Source organism: Rhodopseudomonas sp. P1 (assembly GCF_039642825.1).
GTDB classification, from domain to species: Bacteria; Pseudomonadota; Alphaproteobacteria; order Rhizobiales; family Xanthobacteraceae; genus Rhodopseudomonas; species Rhodopseudomonas palustris_H.
This window is the reverse complement of record NZ_CP088006.1, coordinates 5,056,472-5,070,034: the sequence shown is the minus strand read 5'-3', so window position 1 is coordinate 5,070,034 and position 13,563 is coordinate 5,056,472. Positions and strand designations below refer to the sequence as shown.

Genomic DNA, 13,563 nt, shown 5'->3' with positions numbered 1-13,563 from the left:
CGACATGCAACCGCTCATCCCGTCGAGACGTTCGGCTTTGCCAGGCTCCTCGGGACGAGGCGTCAGTCAATGTGGGAAAGCCATCTTGGCGATGGCGAGCGGCAGCCCGTCGCTGGCCTAGAACACCGCGATCGGCTGCGCCGCGTAGCTCGGGCGAATTTCGGCCTGCGGCCGCACGGCGCGCAGCACCGCCTTGGCGATGCCCCGGCCGCGATCGTCGATCCCGGTCCACTGCGCATGGCGGCCGCGGGAATCCACCTCCAGCAGCTTGACGCCCTGCGGCACGTCCTGGCCGTCGCGGACGACGCCGCGCAGGATGCCGTCGCACGGCGCCCGCACCGGAACGCCGCCGAGGTGACCGATCGGATAGCCGCTGAAGACACGGCTGCCGATCTCGACCGCGGTCCGCCATCGGCCGCTGGCCTCGGAATATTGGAAGCGCTCGGCTCCGACGCCGCCGAGCGGGCTGGCGACGCCATCGGCCGCATCGGTCCAGCCGGAGCCGACGATCAGGCCGCTGCGGCCGGGACGGGTTTCGATCGCAACGTCGCAGTTCACCGCGGTCGAAAAGCCGGGGCCGAGGCCGACGCTGATGCGTGCGAGCCCGCGCAGATCCGGCGTGACCCGGTGCTTCTGCATCCGCGCATCGATCAGCACGTCGACGGCGCTGATCGGCAGCAGGTCCGGGAGCGCCAGCCAGGTCACCAGCACGTTGTCGGAGCGGCGCAGCGCCTTGAAAATCTGGGTGGCGTGATCGACGCGCTCACCACGCACGCCTTCGACCGTGACTTCGTCGCCATACAGCGCATCGTGAAACGCCATCTTGCGGCGGATCACCGGCGGAAACGGATCGTGCGACATCACCACACAGCAGCCGGCGCGGTGCAGATGCACAGCGACGGCGGAGGCGATCTCATTAGTCCCGAGCACGACCGCGAAGCCGCCGGCGCTGAGTTGGAGAGGCTGCGTCATCACCACCACGCTGTGTTCAGTGTCCGAGGCCTGTTTAAGCAAGAGCCGGACCAGACCGAGCAGCGGCTGTTAGTGGTAATGGGTGGCGGGTTTTGATGTCGGAAAGCCAACGTTGTGTCGGGTTGTGCGGCGCGAGCGGTGTCGCTGTAATGACATCGGCTGGCAACTAGGTGTGGTTTGTCGGCCTAAATCGAACGTCGTAGCGTTTGGCCCGGTTCATGCAAGTTCACTTGCAACGAAACCGATGGAGACCGTCCCGTGCACCCTGAACCACTGCACGCAGAGCGGCCCGAACCCGCGCCCTCATCGCCCCCTGCCGGGCGCCCCGCAGAGATGCCTCCTGGTATGCCGGCCGGAATGCCGTCGGCCACAGGTGGCGCCTGTCCGTTTCACAATGATCAGCGCGAGGCGCGCGTCGGCAAGCAAAAGACGCTGGTCCTGACCGGCGCGTCGCGCGGTATCGGCCATGCCACCGGCAAGCTGTTCTCCGACGCCGGCTGGCGCATCATTACCTGCTCGCGACAGCCGTTCGCCGACGACCGCTGTCCGTGGGCGACCGGCCTCGAGAACCACGTCGCGGTCGAACTCGCCGACCATCGCGCGGTGCCCCGGGCGATCGACGAGCTGAAAGAGAAGCTCGGCGGCGGCCCATTGAACGCCCTGATCAACAATGCGGCGATCTCCCCCAAAAGCGCCGAAGGCGAGCGGCTGACCTCGTTGAACACGCCGGTCGGCACCTGGATGAGCGTGTTCCATGTCAACCTGCTGGCACCGGTGATGCTGGCGCAGGGGCTGTTCGACGAACTGCGCGCCGGCCAGGGCTCGATCGTCAACGTCACCTCGATCGTCGGCTCGCGCGTGCATCCGTTCGCCGGCAGCGCCTATGCCACCTCGAAAGCGGCGCTGACCTGCCTGACCCGTGAGATGGCGCATGACTACGCGCCCTACGGCATCCGGGTGAACGCGATCGCGCCGGGCGAGATCAAGACCGACATCCTGTCGCCCGAAACCGAGGCCATGCTGGCGCCGACGATTCCGATGCGGCGGATCGGGACGCCGGAGGAGGTCGCCAAGGTGATGTTCTTCCTGTGCTCGGATGCGGCCAGTTACGTCACCGGTGAAGAAATTCACATCAACGGCGGTCAGCACGTCTGAGTGTCGGCTTCAGGCGAATAGTTCGCAATTAGTTGCGGTTGACTAGCAATCACACACGGTAGCCTGCCGGCTGCCGCTCTTTTGGTCGGTCAGTTTTGCGCTGCGTCAATGCGGTAACGGCGGCGGACTGGTGCTAGAGTAGTAATCAGTTGATTATCAGCATTTTGATCAGTGGTAATGAACTAAGCAGAGCTAGCCATAACTTCCGCAGCGATGCAGCCAAGATGAGCACGACATCTGGTTGGAATTCATCCACAATCTCCCAATGCTCCGGATCTGACGGGGGAAGGCTCGGGAGCGATGGAGACGAGCTATGGCTCAGCGCGAAATCCGCCTTGTCGAAAACGAGTACCCGTCGCCGTCGATGACCCATCCTCCGATACCGCTGAGTGATATCGCGCTCACCGGCATTTTCGAGATCTCGAAAATCCTCACCTCACCGGCGCGGCTGGAGATCACGCTCGCCAACGTCGTCAACCTGCTGCAGTCGTTCCTGCAGATGCGCAACGGCGTGGTGTCGCTGCTGGCGGATGACGGCATCCCGGATATTACCGTCGGCGTCGGCTGGAACGAGGGCAGCGACAACCGCTATCGCGCCCGCCTGCCGCAGAAGGCGATCGACCAGATCGTCGCCACCGCGGTGCCACTGGTCGCCGACAATGTCTCGGCCCATCCGATGTTTACCGCCGCCGATGCGCTGGCTCTCGGCGCTACCGACGAAACCCGGGTGTCGTTCATCGGGGTGCCGATCCGGATCGATTCCCGCGTGGTGGGGACGCTGAGCATCGACCGCGTCCGTGACGGCCGTTCGCATTTCCGGATGGACGCGGACGTGCGCTTTCTCACCATGGTGGCCAATCTGATCGGCCAGACCGTGAAGCTGCACCGCGTCGTCACCCGCGACCGCGAGCGGCTGATGGCGGAGAGCCACCGGTTGCAGAAGGAACTGTCCGAGCTGAAGCCGGAGCGCGAGCGCAAGCGGGTCAAGGTCGACGGCATCGTCGGCGAGAGCCCGGCGATCCGCAAACTGCTGGCCAAGGTCAGCATCATCGCCAAGTCGCAGTCGCCCGTGCTGCTGCGCGGCGAGTCCGGCACCGGCAAGGAGCTGATCGCGAAGGCGATTCACGAGCTGTCGGCGCGCGCCAACGGCCCGTTCATCAAGATCAACTGTGCGGCGCTGCCGGAATCGGTGCTGGAGTCCGAGCTGTTTGGGCACGAGAAGGGCGCGTTCACCGGCGCGATCGCCTCGCGCAAGGGGCGGTTCGAACTCGCTGACAAGGGCACCCTGTTCCTCGACGAGATCGGTGAGATCTCCGCGTCGTTCCAGGCCAAGCTGCTGCGCGTCTTGCAGGAGCAGGAGTTCGAGCGGGTCGGCGGCAACCAGACCATCAAGGTCAACGTCCGCATCGTCGCTGCGACCAACCGAAATCTGGAAGAGGCGGTGGCTCGCAAGGAGTTTCGCGCCGACCTGTACTACCGCATCAACGTGGTGCCGATGATCCTGCCGCCGCTCCGCGACAGGCCCAGCGACATCCCGCTGCTGGCGACTGAATTCCTGAAGAACTTCAACAAGGAGAACGGCCGCGAGCTGGCCTTCGAGACGCACGCGCTGGATCTGCTGAAGGCTTGCTCGTTCCCCGGCAACGTCCGCGAGCTGGAGAACTGCGTGCGCCGCACCGCCACCCTGGCGATGGGGCCGGAAATCCGCGACAGCGATTTCGCCTGTCACCAGGACGAATGCCTGTCGGCGATCCTGTGGAAGGGCCACGCCGAACCTGCGCCCGAGCGTCCGCGCCCGGAAATTCCGCTGCAGGTCCTGCCACGTAAGGCGCCGGTGGAAATCGTGCATCCGCGCGAGCCGGTCGCATCAGCGGATGACTTTGCGCCGGCGCCGATCCGTTCGGAGGTCCCGTCCGACGAATCGAACATGTCGGAGCGCGAGCGGCTGATCAACGCCATGGAGCGAGCCGGGTGGGTGCAGGCGAAGGCCGCGCGCATTCTCGGCCTCACGCCGCGCCAGATCGGCTACGCGCTGAAGAAGCACAACATCGAGCTCAAGCACTTCTGACGCGTCTTGCACGTGATCATCGGCCAGACGCGCGACGCTCTCCGGCGTCGCGCGTTTTGTCTGTCTGTGGGTGCTTCAAAGCAGACCATTGTGGTGTCTTGCGAAGTTTGATGACGGGTCAGGGCAGCTGTCAGACTTGCGACAAGTGTCGGGGGCCCTACACCGGCGCGGGCCCTCTGAGGCGACAAATAGTTCTTTAAAATCAATCATCACGCATCTGGCACGCGGCTTGAAAGACAACTGGTCAGCAGCACTCTGCGAACCAGGAGCCGACCATGGCCTACAAGATTGTTACCTCCCAGTGCACCGTCTGCGGTGCGTGTGAATTCGAATGCCCGAACGCCGCGATCAGCATGAAGCGCGGCACCTACGTGATCGACGTGACCAAGTGCACCGAGTGCGAAGGTCAGTTCGACAGGCCGCAGTGCGTCTCGGTCTGCCCGGTCGACAACACCTGCGTGCCGGCCTGACGCGTGATCTTGCAAGACGGCCGACGCCTTGACCGTCGGACGCCGTCTTCAACGGATCGCCGCGCCCGCGGAACGGAATTGATCTTCGCCGGCTCGGTTGCAGCACCATCACCCACCGTCAAGCCGCCTGTCGTGCGGCGATCGAACGAGGCCCGGATATGAGCAAGCTGCTGCAACTGCACGATTTCAGCGCGCTGGGAACGACGTCGTTCGACGAGATACGCAAGAGCGCAGCGCAATCGGGCTGCAGCAGCAAGGGCGGCGCCGGCAAGACCGGCTGCGGCTCGGCCGCAGGTCCCAGCGATCTGCCGCCGGAAGTTTGGGAGAAGGTGAAGAACCATCCCTGCTACAGCGAGCAAGCGCATCATCACTTCGCCCGCATGCACGTCGCGGTCGCGCCCGCGTGCAACATCCAGTGCAATTACTGCAATCGCAAATACGATTGCGCCAACGAATCCCGCCCCGGCGTGGTGAGCGAAAAGCTGACCCCGGAACAGGCCGCGCGCAAGGTCGTCGCAGTGGCCTCGACCATCCCGCAGATGACTGTGCTCGGCATCGCCGGCCCGGGCGATGCCCTCGCCAATCCGGCCAAGACCTTCAAGACCTTCGAGTTGGTCACCGAGACCGCGCCCGACATCAAGCTGTGCCTGTCGACCAACGGCCTGATGCTGCCCGACTACGTCGAGCAGATCGCCGCCATGAAGGTCGATCACGTCACCATCACCATCAACATGGTCGATCCCGAAGTTGGTGCGAAGATCTATCCGTGGATTTTCTACAATCACCGCCGCTACACCGGCGTCGAGGCTTCGAGGATCCTCAGCGAACGGCAGTTGCTCGGCCTGGAGATGCTGGTCGCGCGCGGCATCCTGGTGAAGGTCAACTCGGTGATGATCCCGGGGATCAACGACGAGCATCTGATCGAGGTCAACAAGGCGGTGAAGTCGCGCGGCGCCTTCCTGCACAACATCATGCCGCTGATCTCCGAAGCCGAGCACGGCACTGCGTTCGGCCTGTCCGGCCAGCGCGGCCCGACCGCGCAGGAGCTCAAGGCGCTGCAGGATGCCTGCGAGGGCGAGATGAACATGATGCGGCACTGCCGGCAGTGCCGTGCCGACGCCGTCGGTCTGCTCGGCGAAGACCGCAGCGCCGAATTCACCACCGAAAAGGTGATGGCGATGGATGTCGAATATGATCTCGCCGCGCGCCAGGCCTACCAGGCCAAGGTCGAGGCCGAGCGCGACGCGATCGCGGTCGCCAAGCAGCGCGAGCTGGATAAGCTTGCCGACGAGACCGCGACCATCAAGATCCAGGTGGCAATCGCCACCAAGGGCGGCGGCGTCATCAACGAGCACTTCGGCCACGCTCACGAATTCCAAATCTACGAAGCGTCGACGGCTGGTGCGAAGTTCGTCGGTCACCGGCGTGTCGATCTGTATTGCGAAGGCGGCTACGCCAGCGAAACCGGCATCGAGCCGATCCTCAAGGCGCTGAACGACTGCACCGCCGTCCTGGTTGCCAAGATCGGCATGTGCCCGAAGGATTCGCTCGCGGGCGCCGGCATCGAGGCGGTCGAGACTTACGCGTTCGAATACATCGAGCAGTCGGTGATCGCGTACTTCAAGGAGTACCTCGAGCGCGTCGGCAAGTCGGAGATCCGCCACGTCGCGCGCGGCGATGCCACGATCCGCCAGGGCGCGTTCACCGAGGCTTAGGGCGAGCGCAGCGAAGGGGAACGGCCATGGCCTACAAGATCGTCGCCTCGCAATGCACCGGCTGCTCGGCCTGTGAGCCGCAGTGCCCGAACGTGGCGATCTTCGAGAAGGGCGGCACCTTCGCGATCGATCCTTCGAAGTGCTCGGAGTGCATCGGCCACTACGACGAGCCGCAATGTGTCGCGGTGTGCCCGGTCGACGGCACCTGCGTGATCGACAATTCCGTCCCGCGCTACCAGGCAGCATGAGGCGATTCCGATGGACATGAGCTTCACCCCCTCGGCCGAAAAATTCATCCGTCGCATGCTGCGGTTCAGCGGCGGCACCGGCGGCTTCCGCATGGTGGTTAGCGCCGGCGGCTGCTCCGGCCTGTCGGCGCAGTTCGACATTGCCGGCGCGCCGCACACCGGCGACGCGGTGGTCGATCGCGGCGACTACAAGCTGTTCCTGCCGGAATCGAGCTTGAAGCTGCTCGAAGGCGTGGTGATCGATTTCATGGAGACGCCGACCTCCAGCGGCTTCATGTTCCACGATCCAAAGGGATCGAACTGTCAGTGCGCCAGCGACAGCGGCTCCAAGCCGACCGCCGGTCTGCACCAGCTGCGGGAGCTGTGAGCCATGCCCGACTTAATGCACAGCGAACTGACGATGTCCGGTCCGGAGCAGTCGTTGCTGGCCGGGGCGTTGCTCGGCGCCGGTCTGCCGGCAGACGCACATCGGCATCTCGAGCTGGCGGGCCGTGACTATCAGAGCGAGGCGCTGGCTGAGCAGCATCTGCGCGAAGCTCATCTGCTGGCGCCCGACCATGCCGCAGTGCTGATCGGGCTGTACCGGTTCTATTTCTATAAGGGCCGCCTCGGCGAGGCACTCGAAGTGGCGCAGGCCTGCCTGTGCAAGGCGGCGCGCGACAACGGCCTCGCCTCCGACTGGCGCAGGGTGCGCCGCGGCGACGCCGAGTTTTCCAGCTATTCGGCGGTGCTGCCGCGGTTCTATCTGTTCGCGCTGAAGGCCTATGCCTATTTGCAGATGCGGCTCGGCCAGCTCAACGAAGGTCATGCGGCGGTCGAAAAGCTGCTCGAACTCGATCCGACCGACAAGGTCGGCGCTGCCGTGCTGCTCGAGGTGTGGCGGCGGATAGGGCAGGACGATGACGACTGACATCGACGAAGCCCGTGATTGGCAGGGCAATGAGGTTGATTGTGCGTCGTGCCCGCATCACGAGCTGCTGTCCGCCGGGCTGTGCGAATTGAAGAAGGCGTGTGTCCAGGATCGCTATGCGCGGCGGCTGGAGCGGTTCTTCCAGCAGAATCGCGCGCTCGCCGATTCCTATCTCGACCATCCGTATTTCGAGACGCGCGCGGTTGCGGCCGGCTATGCCACGGTGTTCCTGCTGCCGAAGCTGCTGCAGGATCCCGACGAGACGGTGCGGTGGAGCGCGGCACGCCGGCTGCCGAAGCGCTATCTGCTCGGCCTGCGCAGCGACCCGCATCGCGAAGTGCGGATCCGCGTCGCTTCGGTCTTGAGCGACGACGAGCTGCGTCCGATGGCGAGCGACGAGGATTATTATGTCCGCCAGATCGTGGCGCGGCGGACATCGCCCGGTCTGCTGCCGCTGTTGGTGCTCGATCCCGATCCCGGCGTGCGCCGCGAAGTGGCTCGGCGGATCGGCCCGGAATGGCTGGCCCAGATCGCGATGGATAAGGACGGCGAAGTCCGTCTCGAAGCCGCAAAGCGAATGACGCCGGGCCGGCTGCTGGCGATGCTCGGCGATGCCGATTGGCGGGTTCGCTACGAAGTCGCCAGCCGTGTCGACGCCTACGAACTGGCGCCGCTGCTCGACGATCCCGATCCGCTGGTGCGCGAGCTTGCGCGCAGCCGCAGCGGCTTCACCGAACCTGCACAGCTCAAACCCGCAACGGAGCCCTCGCCATGAACATCGCGCGTGACAGCGACATCGTCGAGCTCGACGGCCCGCCGGAGTTTGAATACGGCCAGAAGGTCCGGGCGCGGCTCAACATCCGCAACGACGGCACCTTTCCCGGCAAGGAGATCGGCGAGGTGCTGGTGAAGAAGGGCGACGAGGGCTACGTCGTCTCGATCGGCACCTTCCTGCAGCAGTTCTACATCTACGGCGTCGACTTCGTGGCGCAGGGCCGCATCGTCGGCATGAAGCGGCGGGAGTTGGTCGCGGTCGAAGCCTTTCAGGCTGAAACGCAGGAGGCCGTGTGATGACGCCGGAGCCGCGATACCAATGGGGCCAGCGCGTCCGCGCCGAGATCGACCTGTTCAATGACGGCAGCTTTCCGGACCAGCCGGAGGACGCGCTGCTGGTGAAGAGCGGCGACCCCGGCGAGATCGTCCGGATCGGCCTGCACACCGAAACTAATCGGCCCGTCTATCTGGTGGAATTCGCCGAACACCGGGTGATCGGCTGTCTCGAAGACGAAATCACCCCACTCTGACCTGTCGCCGCGGCGGCCAAGCAAAGGACCACCCTCGATGAAAGTGATGATCCGCAAGACCGCGACCGGCCACTCCGCCTATGTCGCCAAGAAGGACCTCGAAGAGCCGATCGTCGAGATGGAGAATCCCGCGCTGTGGGGCGGCAAGGTCACGCTCGCCAATGGCTGGCAGCTCGAACTGCCGGTGATGGCGGCGGACACGCCATTGCCGATCACCGTCGAAGCCCGCAAGCTCTGACCATGGCGCTGTCGCCCGACGATCTCGCCCGGCTCGACGCGCTGCTCGGAGGCGACGCGGCCGAGGCCGGTGCGCTGAAGACGGTGCGGCAGGAGCTTTCCGGCCTGTCGCTGACGCAGTGTGACGCGTCCGACATCTATGCGGAGCAGCCGTTCCGCGATTATCCGCGGTTCAGCGTCTATCTGGTCGACGGATCGAACCATTGCTGGACCATCACGACCGATGCGACGCGCGCGACCGGCCTGGTGGTGGTCCATCACAAGGCCGCAAGAGCGATCTAACAGGGAGCAGGATCATGCCGGTACAAGCACTCGACGACATCGCCGCAGGCTTGTTGCGCGGCCGGGTGATCCCGTATCTCGGCTCGGCCTGCGTGGCGCTCGGCGAATCGAGCAGCGTGCCGACCTCACCGGCCGAGCTGGTAGCGCGGCTGACTGCGAAGACCACGGTGCCGCACAAGGTCCGCACCAATCTCACCGGCGCCGCGCAGTACATCGAGAACTTCAAGCACCGCAAAACGCTGACGACGATGATGGCCGAGGCGTTCCGGTCCTCGCCGCAGCCGAACGAGCTGCATCGGATGCTGGCGTCGCTGCCCGAGCTGCCGCTGCTGGTCCACGCCTGGTATGACGACCTGCCACAGAAGGCGTTCGCCAATCGCCAGAATTGGGGCATGGCACAGGGCGTCAGCCAGAGCGAACATCACGGCCATTGGGTGAATTACTACAAGCCCGACGGCAGCGAGATTGCCGAGCCCGCACCCGGCATCGTCACCGAGGACGAGATGCCGCTGTATGCGCCGGTCCCGGACGAGGCGCTCGGCTGGACGACGATGCTGTATCAGCCGATCGGCTCGGTCGCGCCGGCAGCCAATTTTCTGGTGTCCGACAGCGACTATGTCGAAGTCCTGACCGAGATCGACATTCAGACGCCGATCCCGCTGACGGTGCAGCAACTGCGCAAGGACAGGAACTTTCTGTTCCTCGGCTGCCGGTTCGATAACCAGCTCGACCGCGCCTTCGCCCGCCAGATCATGAAGCGCTCCTCGGCCCAGCATTGGGCCGTGTTGCCGGATACGCCCACCCGTAACGAGGAGCGCTTCCTCGAGGAACAGTCCATCACCCGGATTGATTGGCCGCTGACGAAGTTCGTCGCCATGCTCGGCGAACTGCTGCAGAGCCAGGCGCTTACGGCGTAGGCGCTTCTTCGTCTCCTCCCGCTCTCAATGAACGTCCTGGCCGGGCTCGTCCCGCCTGCGTGGCCGAAGCCGCTTCGGCGCGGCGGACGCCCGGCCATCTCCGTTCTTGCTCCAGGCCTGCCGTACCCGTGAATGCCCGGCATAAGGCTGGGCACGACGATACGTGCACTCCAGCATTTCTGGCTTCGACAGAATCAGGACCGCACTTCCTAGCGGTCGCAGCTTGCAGAACCTCATGGTGAGGAGGCGCGAAGCGCCGTCTCGAACCATGCGCGGCGGGCGATGTGGCTCCTCATCCTTCGAGACGCCCGGCGAAGCCGGGCTCCTCAGGATGAGGACATTGGAGCCTTGGCAAGGGCCAAATCCGCTTCGATCAATCGATCAAGCGCTCTAGCTATCTTCGTCGTGCGAGGAGCTTGATCCAGCAGCCCCATGCTCCGGGCCCCGGATCGCCTCGCTTCCCTCGCGATGACGCAGCGAAGCCGTTCTCGAGTTGCGACAGAGTCTCGCGTAGCACGCCCGGCCGGTATCAGTTTGTTTCGTTTCTAACAGCCGTCCCCTGGGATGTCGTCCGCTCGGCAGCGATGTCGGATTCTAAACATCTACGTACATTCTGCCCGGACATTCTACATCTCCCCGAAAACACACACTTTTTCGTCTCCGGCGAAGCTTGGCACGCTCGTTGCAAAACAGGGATCAGCAAGGCGAGGGATGTTGGCCGAGCAGTTACTGCAAAGGGCAACGTCCGCATCTGAGCCGTGCGACGGTTTTGAACGGAAGAAGGCTGCGCCTCGGCGCAAATCGATCAAGCGGCATTAGGTCAACGGAGAGAAAACATGGCACTTCGGCAAATCGCATTCTACGGCAAGGGCGGCATCGGCAAGTCGACCACCTCGCAGAACACTCTCGCGGCGCTGGTCGAGATGGGTCAGAAGATCCTGATCGTCGGCTGCGACCCCAAGGCGGACTCCACCCGTCTGATCCTCAACACCAAGATGCAGGACACGGTGCTGAGCCTCGCCGCGGAAGCGGGTTCGGTGGAAGACCTCGAACTCGAAGACGTGATGAAGATCGGCTACAAGGGCATCAAGTGCACCGAAGCCGGTGGCCCGGAGCCGGGCGTCGGCTGCGCCGGCCGCGGCGTTATCACCGCGATCAACTTTCTCGAAGAAAACGGCGCCTATGAAGACGTCGACTACGTCTCCTACGACGTGCTCGGCGACGTGGTGTGCGGCGGCTTCGCGATGCCGATCCGTGAAAACAAGGCGCAGGAAATCTACATCGTCATGTCCGGCGAGATGATGGCGCTGTATGCCGCCAACAACATCTCCAAGGGCATTCTGAAGTACGCTTCGTCGGGCGGCGTCCGCCTCGGCGGCCTGATCTGCAACGAGCGCCAGACCGACCGCGAGCTCGACCTCGCCGAAGCGCTGGCCAAGAAGCTGAACTCGAAGCTGATCCACTTCGTGCCGCGCGACAACATCGTGCAGCACGCCGAGCTGCGCCGCCAGACCGTGATCCAGTACGCGCCCGACAGCCAGCAGGCCAAGGAATATCGCGCCCTGGCCAACAAGGTCCATGCCAACTGCGGCAACGGCACCATCCCGACCCCGATCACCATGGAAGAGCTGGAAGAGATGCTGCTCGACTTCGGCATCATGAAGACCGAGGAGCAGCAGCTCGCCGAGCTCGCCGCCAAGGAAGCCGCCAAGGCGGCCGCGTCCGCCTGATCGCATCAGCCAGGCCGGTCGCCTAACGCGACCGGCCGCCATCCCGGCGGCCCCAGACACGAGGAACAACGATGAGCACCGCAGTCGCAGAATCCCCCGCGGACATCAAGGAACGTAACAAGGCGCTGATCGCCGAAGTCCTGGAGGCCTATCCGGACAAGTCGGCCAAGCGTCGCGCCAAGCATCTGAACACGTACGACGCCGAAAAGGCGGAGTGCTCGGTCAAGTCCAACATCAAGTCGATCCCGGGCGTGATGACGATCCGCGGTTGCGCCTACGCCGGCTCGAAGGGCGTGGTGTGGGGCCCGATCAAGGACATGGTCCACATCAGCCACGGCCCGGTCGGCTGCGGCCAGTATTCGTGGGGCTCGCGCCGCAACTATTACAAGGGCACGACCGGCGTCGACACTTTCGGTACGATGCAGTTCACCTCCGACTTCCAGGAGAAGGACATCGTTTTCGGCGGTGACAAGAAGCTCGGCAAGATCATCGACGAGATCCAGGAGCTATTCCCGCTCTCCAAGGGCATCTCGGTGCAGTCGGAATGCCCGATCGGTCTGATCGGCGACGACATCGAGGCGGTCTCCAAGGCCAAGTCGAAGCAGTATGACGGCAAGCCGATCATCCCGGTGCGTTGCGAAGGCTTCCGCGGCGTGTCGCAGTCGCTCGGCCACCACATCGCCAACGACGTGATCCGTGACTGGGTGTTCGACAAGGCCGCCGAGAAGAACGCCGGCTTCCAGTCGACCCCCTACGACGTCGCGATCATCGGCGACTACAACATCGGCGGCGACGCCTGGGCCTCGCGCATTCTGCTCGAGGAAATGGGCCTCCGCGTGATCGCGCAGTGGTCCGGCGACGGCACCATCGCCGAGCTGGAGAACACGCCGAAGGCGAAGCTGAACATCCTGCATTGCTACCGCTCGATGAACTACATCACGCGGCACATGGAAGAGAAGTTCGGTATTCCGTGGGTTGAATACAACTTCTTCGGCCCGTCCAAGATCGAAGCGAGCTTGCGCGAGATCGCCGCGAAGTTCGACGACAAGATCAAGGAAGGCGCCGAGCGCGTCATCGCCAAGTACAAGCCGAAGATGGATGCGGTGATCGCCAAGTATCGCCCCCGCCTCGAAGGCAAGAAGGTGATGCTCTATGTCGGCGGTCTGCGTCCGCGCCACGTCATCGGCGCCTACGAAGATCTCGGCATGGAAGTGGTCGGCACCGGTTACGAATTCGCCCATAACGACGACTATCAGCGCACCACCCATTACGTGAAGGACGGCACGCTGATCTACGACGACGTCACCGGCTACGAATTCGAGAAGTTCGTCGAGAAGGTGCAGCCCGACCTGGTCGGCTCCGGCGTCAAGGAAAAGTACATCTTTCAGAAGATGGGCGTTCCGTTCCGCCAGATGCATTCCTGGGACTATTCGGGCCCGTATCACGGCTACGACGGGTTCGGCATCTTCGCCCGCGACATGGACATCGCCATCAATGCCCCGGTCTGGAAACTGACCAAGGCACCTTGGAGCTGAGCTGAACCTTCACACCGGGC

The 13,563-nt window shown here is 64.1% G+C and carries 16 protein-coding genes; 15 read left to right on the top strand and 1 reads right to left on the bottom strand.

Annotated features, from left to right (window positions below):
• Positions 1-117 precede the first annotated feature (117 nt).
• A complete protein-coding gene (locus tag LRC39_RS23480; RefSeq protein WP_346295822.1) occupies positions 118-972 on the bottom strand; it encodes a xanthine dehydrogenase in 855 nt (284 codons plus the stop codon).
• Positions 973-1,329: 357 nt separating this feature from the next.
• Between LRC39_RS23480 and LRC39_RS23475 the strand changes: the two genes are divergently transcribed.
• The 15 genes from LRC39_RS23475 (at position 1,330) to nifD (ending at position 13,543) form a co-directional block, all read left to right on the top strand.
• Positions 1,330-2,127, top strand: a complete 798-nt coding sequence (locus LRC39_RS23475; RefSeq protein WP_264053585.1) for an SDR family NAD(P)-dependent oxidoreductase — start codon at positions 1,330-1,332, stop codon at positions 2,125-2,127.
• 313 nt (positions 2,128-2,440) lie between these two features.
• On the top strand, positions 2,441-4,195 hold the full coding sequence (gene nifA / locus LRC39_RS23470; RefSeq protein ID WP_346295821.1) for a nif-specific transcriptional activator NifA: 1,755 nt from the start codon (positions 2,441-2,443) through the stop codon (positions 4,193-4,195).
• Between the two features lie 275 nt (positions 4,196-4,470).
• The gene (locus LRC39_RS23465) at positions 4,471-4,665 is read left to right on the top strand and encodes a 4Fe-4S binding protein (protein ID WP_346295820.1); all 195 of its coding nucleotides are present in this window, start codon (positions 4,471-4,473) and stop codon (positions 4,663-4,665) included.
• A 158-nt stretch (positions 4,666-4,823) separates the two neighbouring features.
• Positions 4,824-6,380, top strand: a complete 1,557-nt coding sequence (gene nifB, locus LRC39_RS23460; protein ID WP_346295819.1) for a nitrogenase cofactor biosynthesis protein NifB — start codon at positions 4,824-4,826, stop codon at positions 6,378-6,380.
• A 26-nt stretch (positions 6,381-6,406) separates the two neighbouring features.
• Positions 6,407-6,628 (top strand): 4Fe-4S binding protein, encoded by a 222-nt coding sequence (locus LRC39_RS23455; RefSeq protein ID WP_107346172.1) that lies wholly within the window; start codon positions 6,407-6,409, stop codon positions 6,626-6,628.
• A 10-nt stretch (positions 6,629-6,638) separates the two neighbouring features.
• Positions 6,639-6,995, top strand: coding sequence for a HesB/IscA family protein (locus LRC39_RS23450; RefSeq protein ID WP_346295818.1), 357 nt, complete (start codon positions 6,639-6,641; stop codon positions 6,993-6,995).
• 3 nt (positions 6,996-6,998) lie between these two features.
• On the top strand, positions 6,999-7,538 hold the full coding sequence (locus tag LRC39_RS23445) for a hypothetical protein (RefSeq protein ID WP_346295817.1): 540 nt from the start codon (positions 6,999-7,001) through the stop codon (positions 7,536-7,538).
• On the top strand, positions 7,528-8,313 hold the full coding sequence (locus LRC39_RS23440; protein ID WP_346295816.1) for a 4Fe4S-binding leucine-rich repeat protein: 786 nt from the start codon (positions 7,528-7,530) through the stop codon (positions 8,311-8,313). The genes LRC39_RS23445 and LRC39_RS23440 overlap by 11 nt, the downstream gene beginning before the upstream one ends.
• Positions 8,310-8,609, top strand: a complete 300-nt coding sequence (locus LRC39_RS23435; protein WP_107357101.1) for a nitrogen fixation protein NifZ — start codon at positions 8,310-8,312, stop codon at positions 8,607-8,609. Before LRC39_RS23440 ends, LRC39_RS23435 begins: the two co-directional genes overlap by 4 nt.
• The gene (locus LRC39_RS23430; protein ID WP_107357100.1) at positions 8,609-8,842 is read left to right on the top strand and encodes a nitrogen fixation protein NifZ; all 234 of its coding nucleotides are present in this window, start codon (positions 8,609-8,611) and stop codon (positions 8,840-8,842) included. The genes LRC39_RS23435 and LRC39_RS23430 overlap by 1 nt, the downstream gene beginning before the upstream one ends.
• A 37-nt stretch (positions 8,843-8,879) precedes the next feature.
• Positions 8,880-9,080 (top strand): putative nitrogen fixation protein NifT, encoded by a 201-nt coding sequence (nifT, locus tag LRC39_RS23425; RefSeq protein ID WP_107357099.1) that lies wholly within the window; start codon positions 8,880-8,882, stop codon positions 9,078-9,080.
• A gap of 2 nt (positions 9,081-9,082) precedes the next feature.
• Positions 9,083-9,361, top strand: a complete 279-nt coding sequence (locus LRC39_RS23420) for a hypothetical protein (RefSeq protein WP_346295815.1) — start codon at positions 9,083-9,085, stop codon at positions 9,359-9,361.
• A 14-nt stretch (positions 9,362-9,375) separates the two neighbouring features.
• Positions 9,376-10,278, top strand: coding sequence for an SIR2 family protein (locus tag LRC39_RS23415; RefSeq protein WP_346295814.1), 903 nt, complete (start codon positions 9,376-9,378; stop codon positions 10,276-10,278).
• Between the two features lie 836 nt (positions 10,279-11,114).
• Positions 11,115-12,008: a nitrogenase iron protein gene (gene nifH, locus LRC39_RS23410; RefSeq protein ID WP_054161688.1), complete on the top strand. Its 894-nt coding sequence runs from the start codon at positions 11,115-11,117 to the stop codon at positions 12,006-12,008.
• Positions 12,009-12,079: 71 nt separating this feature from the next.
• Entirely contained in the window at positions 12,080-13,543 is a 1,464-nt protein-coding gene (gene nifD, locus LRC39_RS23405; protein ID WP_107357096.1) for a nitrogenase molybdenum-iron protein alpha chain, read from the top strand.
• Positions 13,544-13,563: the final 20 nt, after the last annotated feature.

What these genes read in the sequence shown, in the direction of transcription:
- LRC39_RS23440 (WP_346295816.1), top strand. Translation starts at nt 7,528, where the DNA reads ATGACGACTGACATCGACGAAGCCCGTGATTGGCAGGGCAATGAGGTT.
- nifA (WP_346295821.1), top strand. Translation starts at nt 2,441, where the DNA reads ATGGCTCAGCGCGAAATCCGCCTTGTCGAAAACGAGTACCCGTCGCCG.
- LRC39_RS23450 (WP_346295818.1), top strand. Translation starts at nt 6,639, where the DNA reads ATGGACATGAGCTTCACCCCCTCGGCCGAAAAATTCATCCGTCGCATG.
- LRC39_RS23430 (WP_107357100.1), top strand. Translation starts at nt 8,609, where the DNA reads ATGACGCCGGAGCCGCGATACCAATGGGGCCAGCGCGTCCGCGCCGAG.
- LRC39_RS23420 (WP_346295815.1), top strand. Translation starts at nt 9,083, where the DNA reads ATGGCGCTGTCGCCCGACGATCTCGCCCGGCTCGACGCGCTGCTCGGA.
- LRC39_RS23455 (WP_107346172.1), top strand. Translation starts at nt 6,407, where the DNA reads ATGGCCTACAAGATCGTCGCCTCGCAATGCACCGGCTGCTCGGCCTGT.
- LRC39_RS23465 (WP_346295820.1), top strand. Translation starts at nt 4,471, where the DNA reads ATGGCCTACAAGATTGTTACCTCCCAGTGCACCGTCTGCGGTGCGTGT.
- LRC39_RS23415 (WP_346295814.1), top strand. Translation starts at nt 9,376, where the DNA reads ATGCCGGTACAAGCACTCGACGACATCGCCGCAGGCTTGTTGCGCGGC.
- LRC39_RS23445 (WP_346295817.1), top strand. Translation starts at nt 6,999, where the DNA reads ATGCCCGACTTAATGCACAGCGAACTGACGATGTCCGGTCCGGAGCAG.
- nifT (WP_107357099.1), top strand. Translation starts at nt 8,880, where the DNA reads ATGAAAGTGATGATCCGCAAGACCGCGACCGGCCACTCCGCCTATGTC.
- nifB (WP_346295819.1), top strand. Translation starts at nt 4,824, where the DNA reads ATGAGCAAGCTGCTGCAACTGCACGATTTCAGCGCGCTGGGAACGACG.
- LRC39_RS23475 (WP_264053585.1), top strand. Translation starts at nt 1,330, where the DNA reads ATGCCGTCGGCCACAGGTGGCGCCTGTCCGTTTCACAATGATCAGCGC.
- nifH (WP_054161688.1), top strand. Translation starts at nt 11,115, where the DNA reads ATGGCACTTCGGCAAATCGCATTCTACGGCAAGGGCGGCATCGGCAAG.
- LRC39_RS23435 (WP_107357101.1), top strand. Translation starts at nt 8,310, where the DNA reads ATGAACATCGCGCGTGACAGCGACATCGTCGAGCTCGACGGCCCGCCG.
- LRC39_RS23480 (WP_346295822.1), bottom strand. Translation starts at nt 972, where the DNA reads ATGACGCAGCCTCTCCAACTCAGCGCCGGCGGCTTCGCGGTCGTGCTC.
- nifD (WP_107357096.1), top strand. Translation starts at nt 12,080, where the DNA reads ATGAGCACCGCAGTCGCAGAATCCCCCGCGGACATCAAGGAACGTAAC.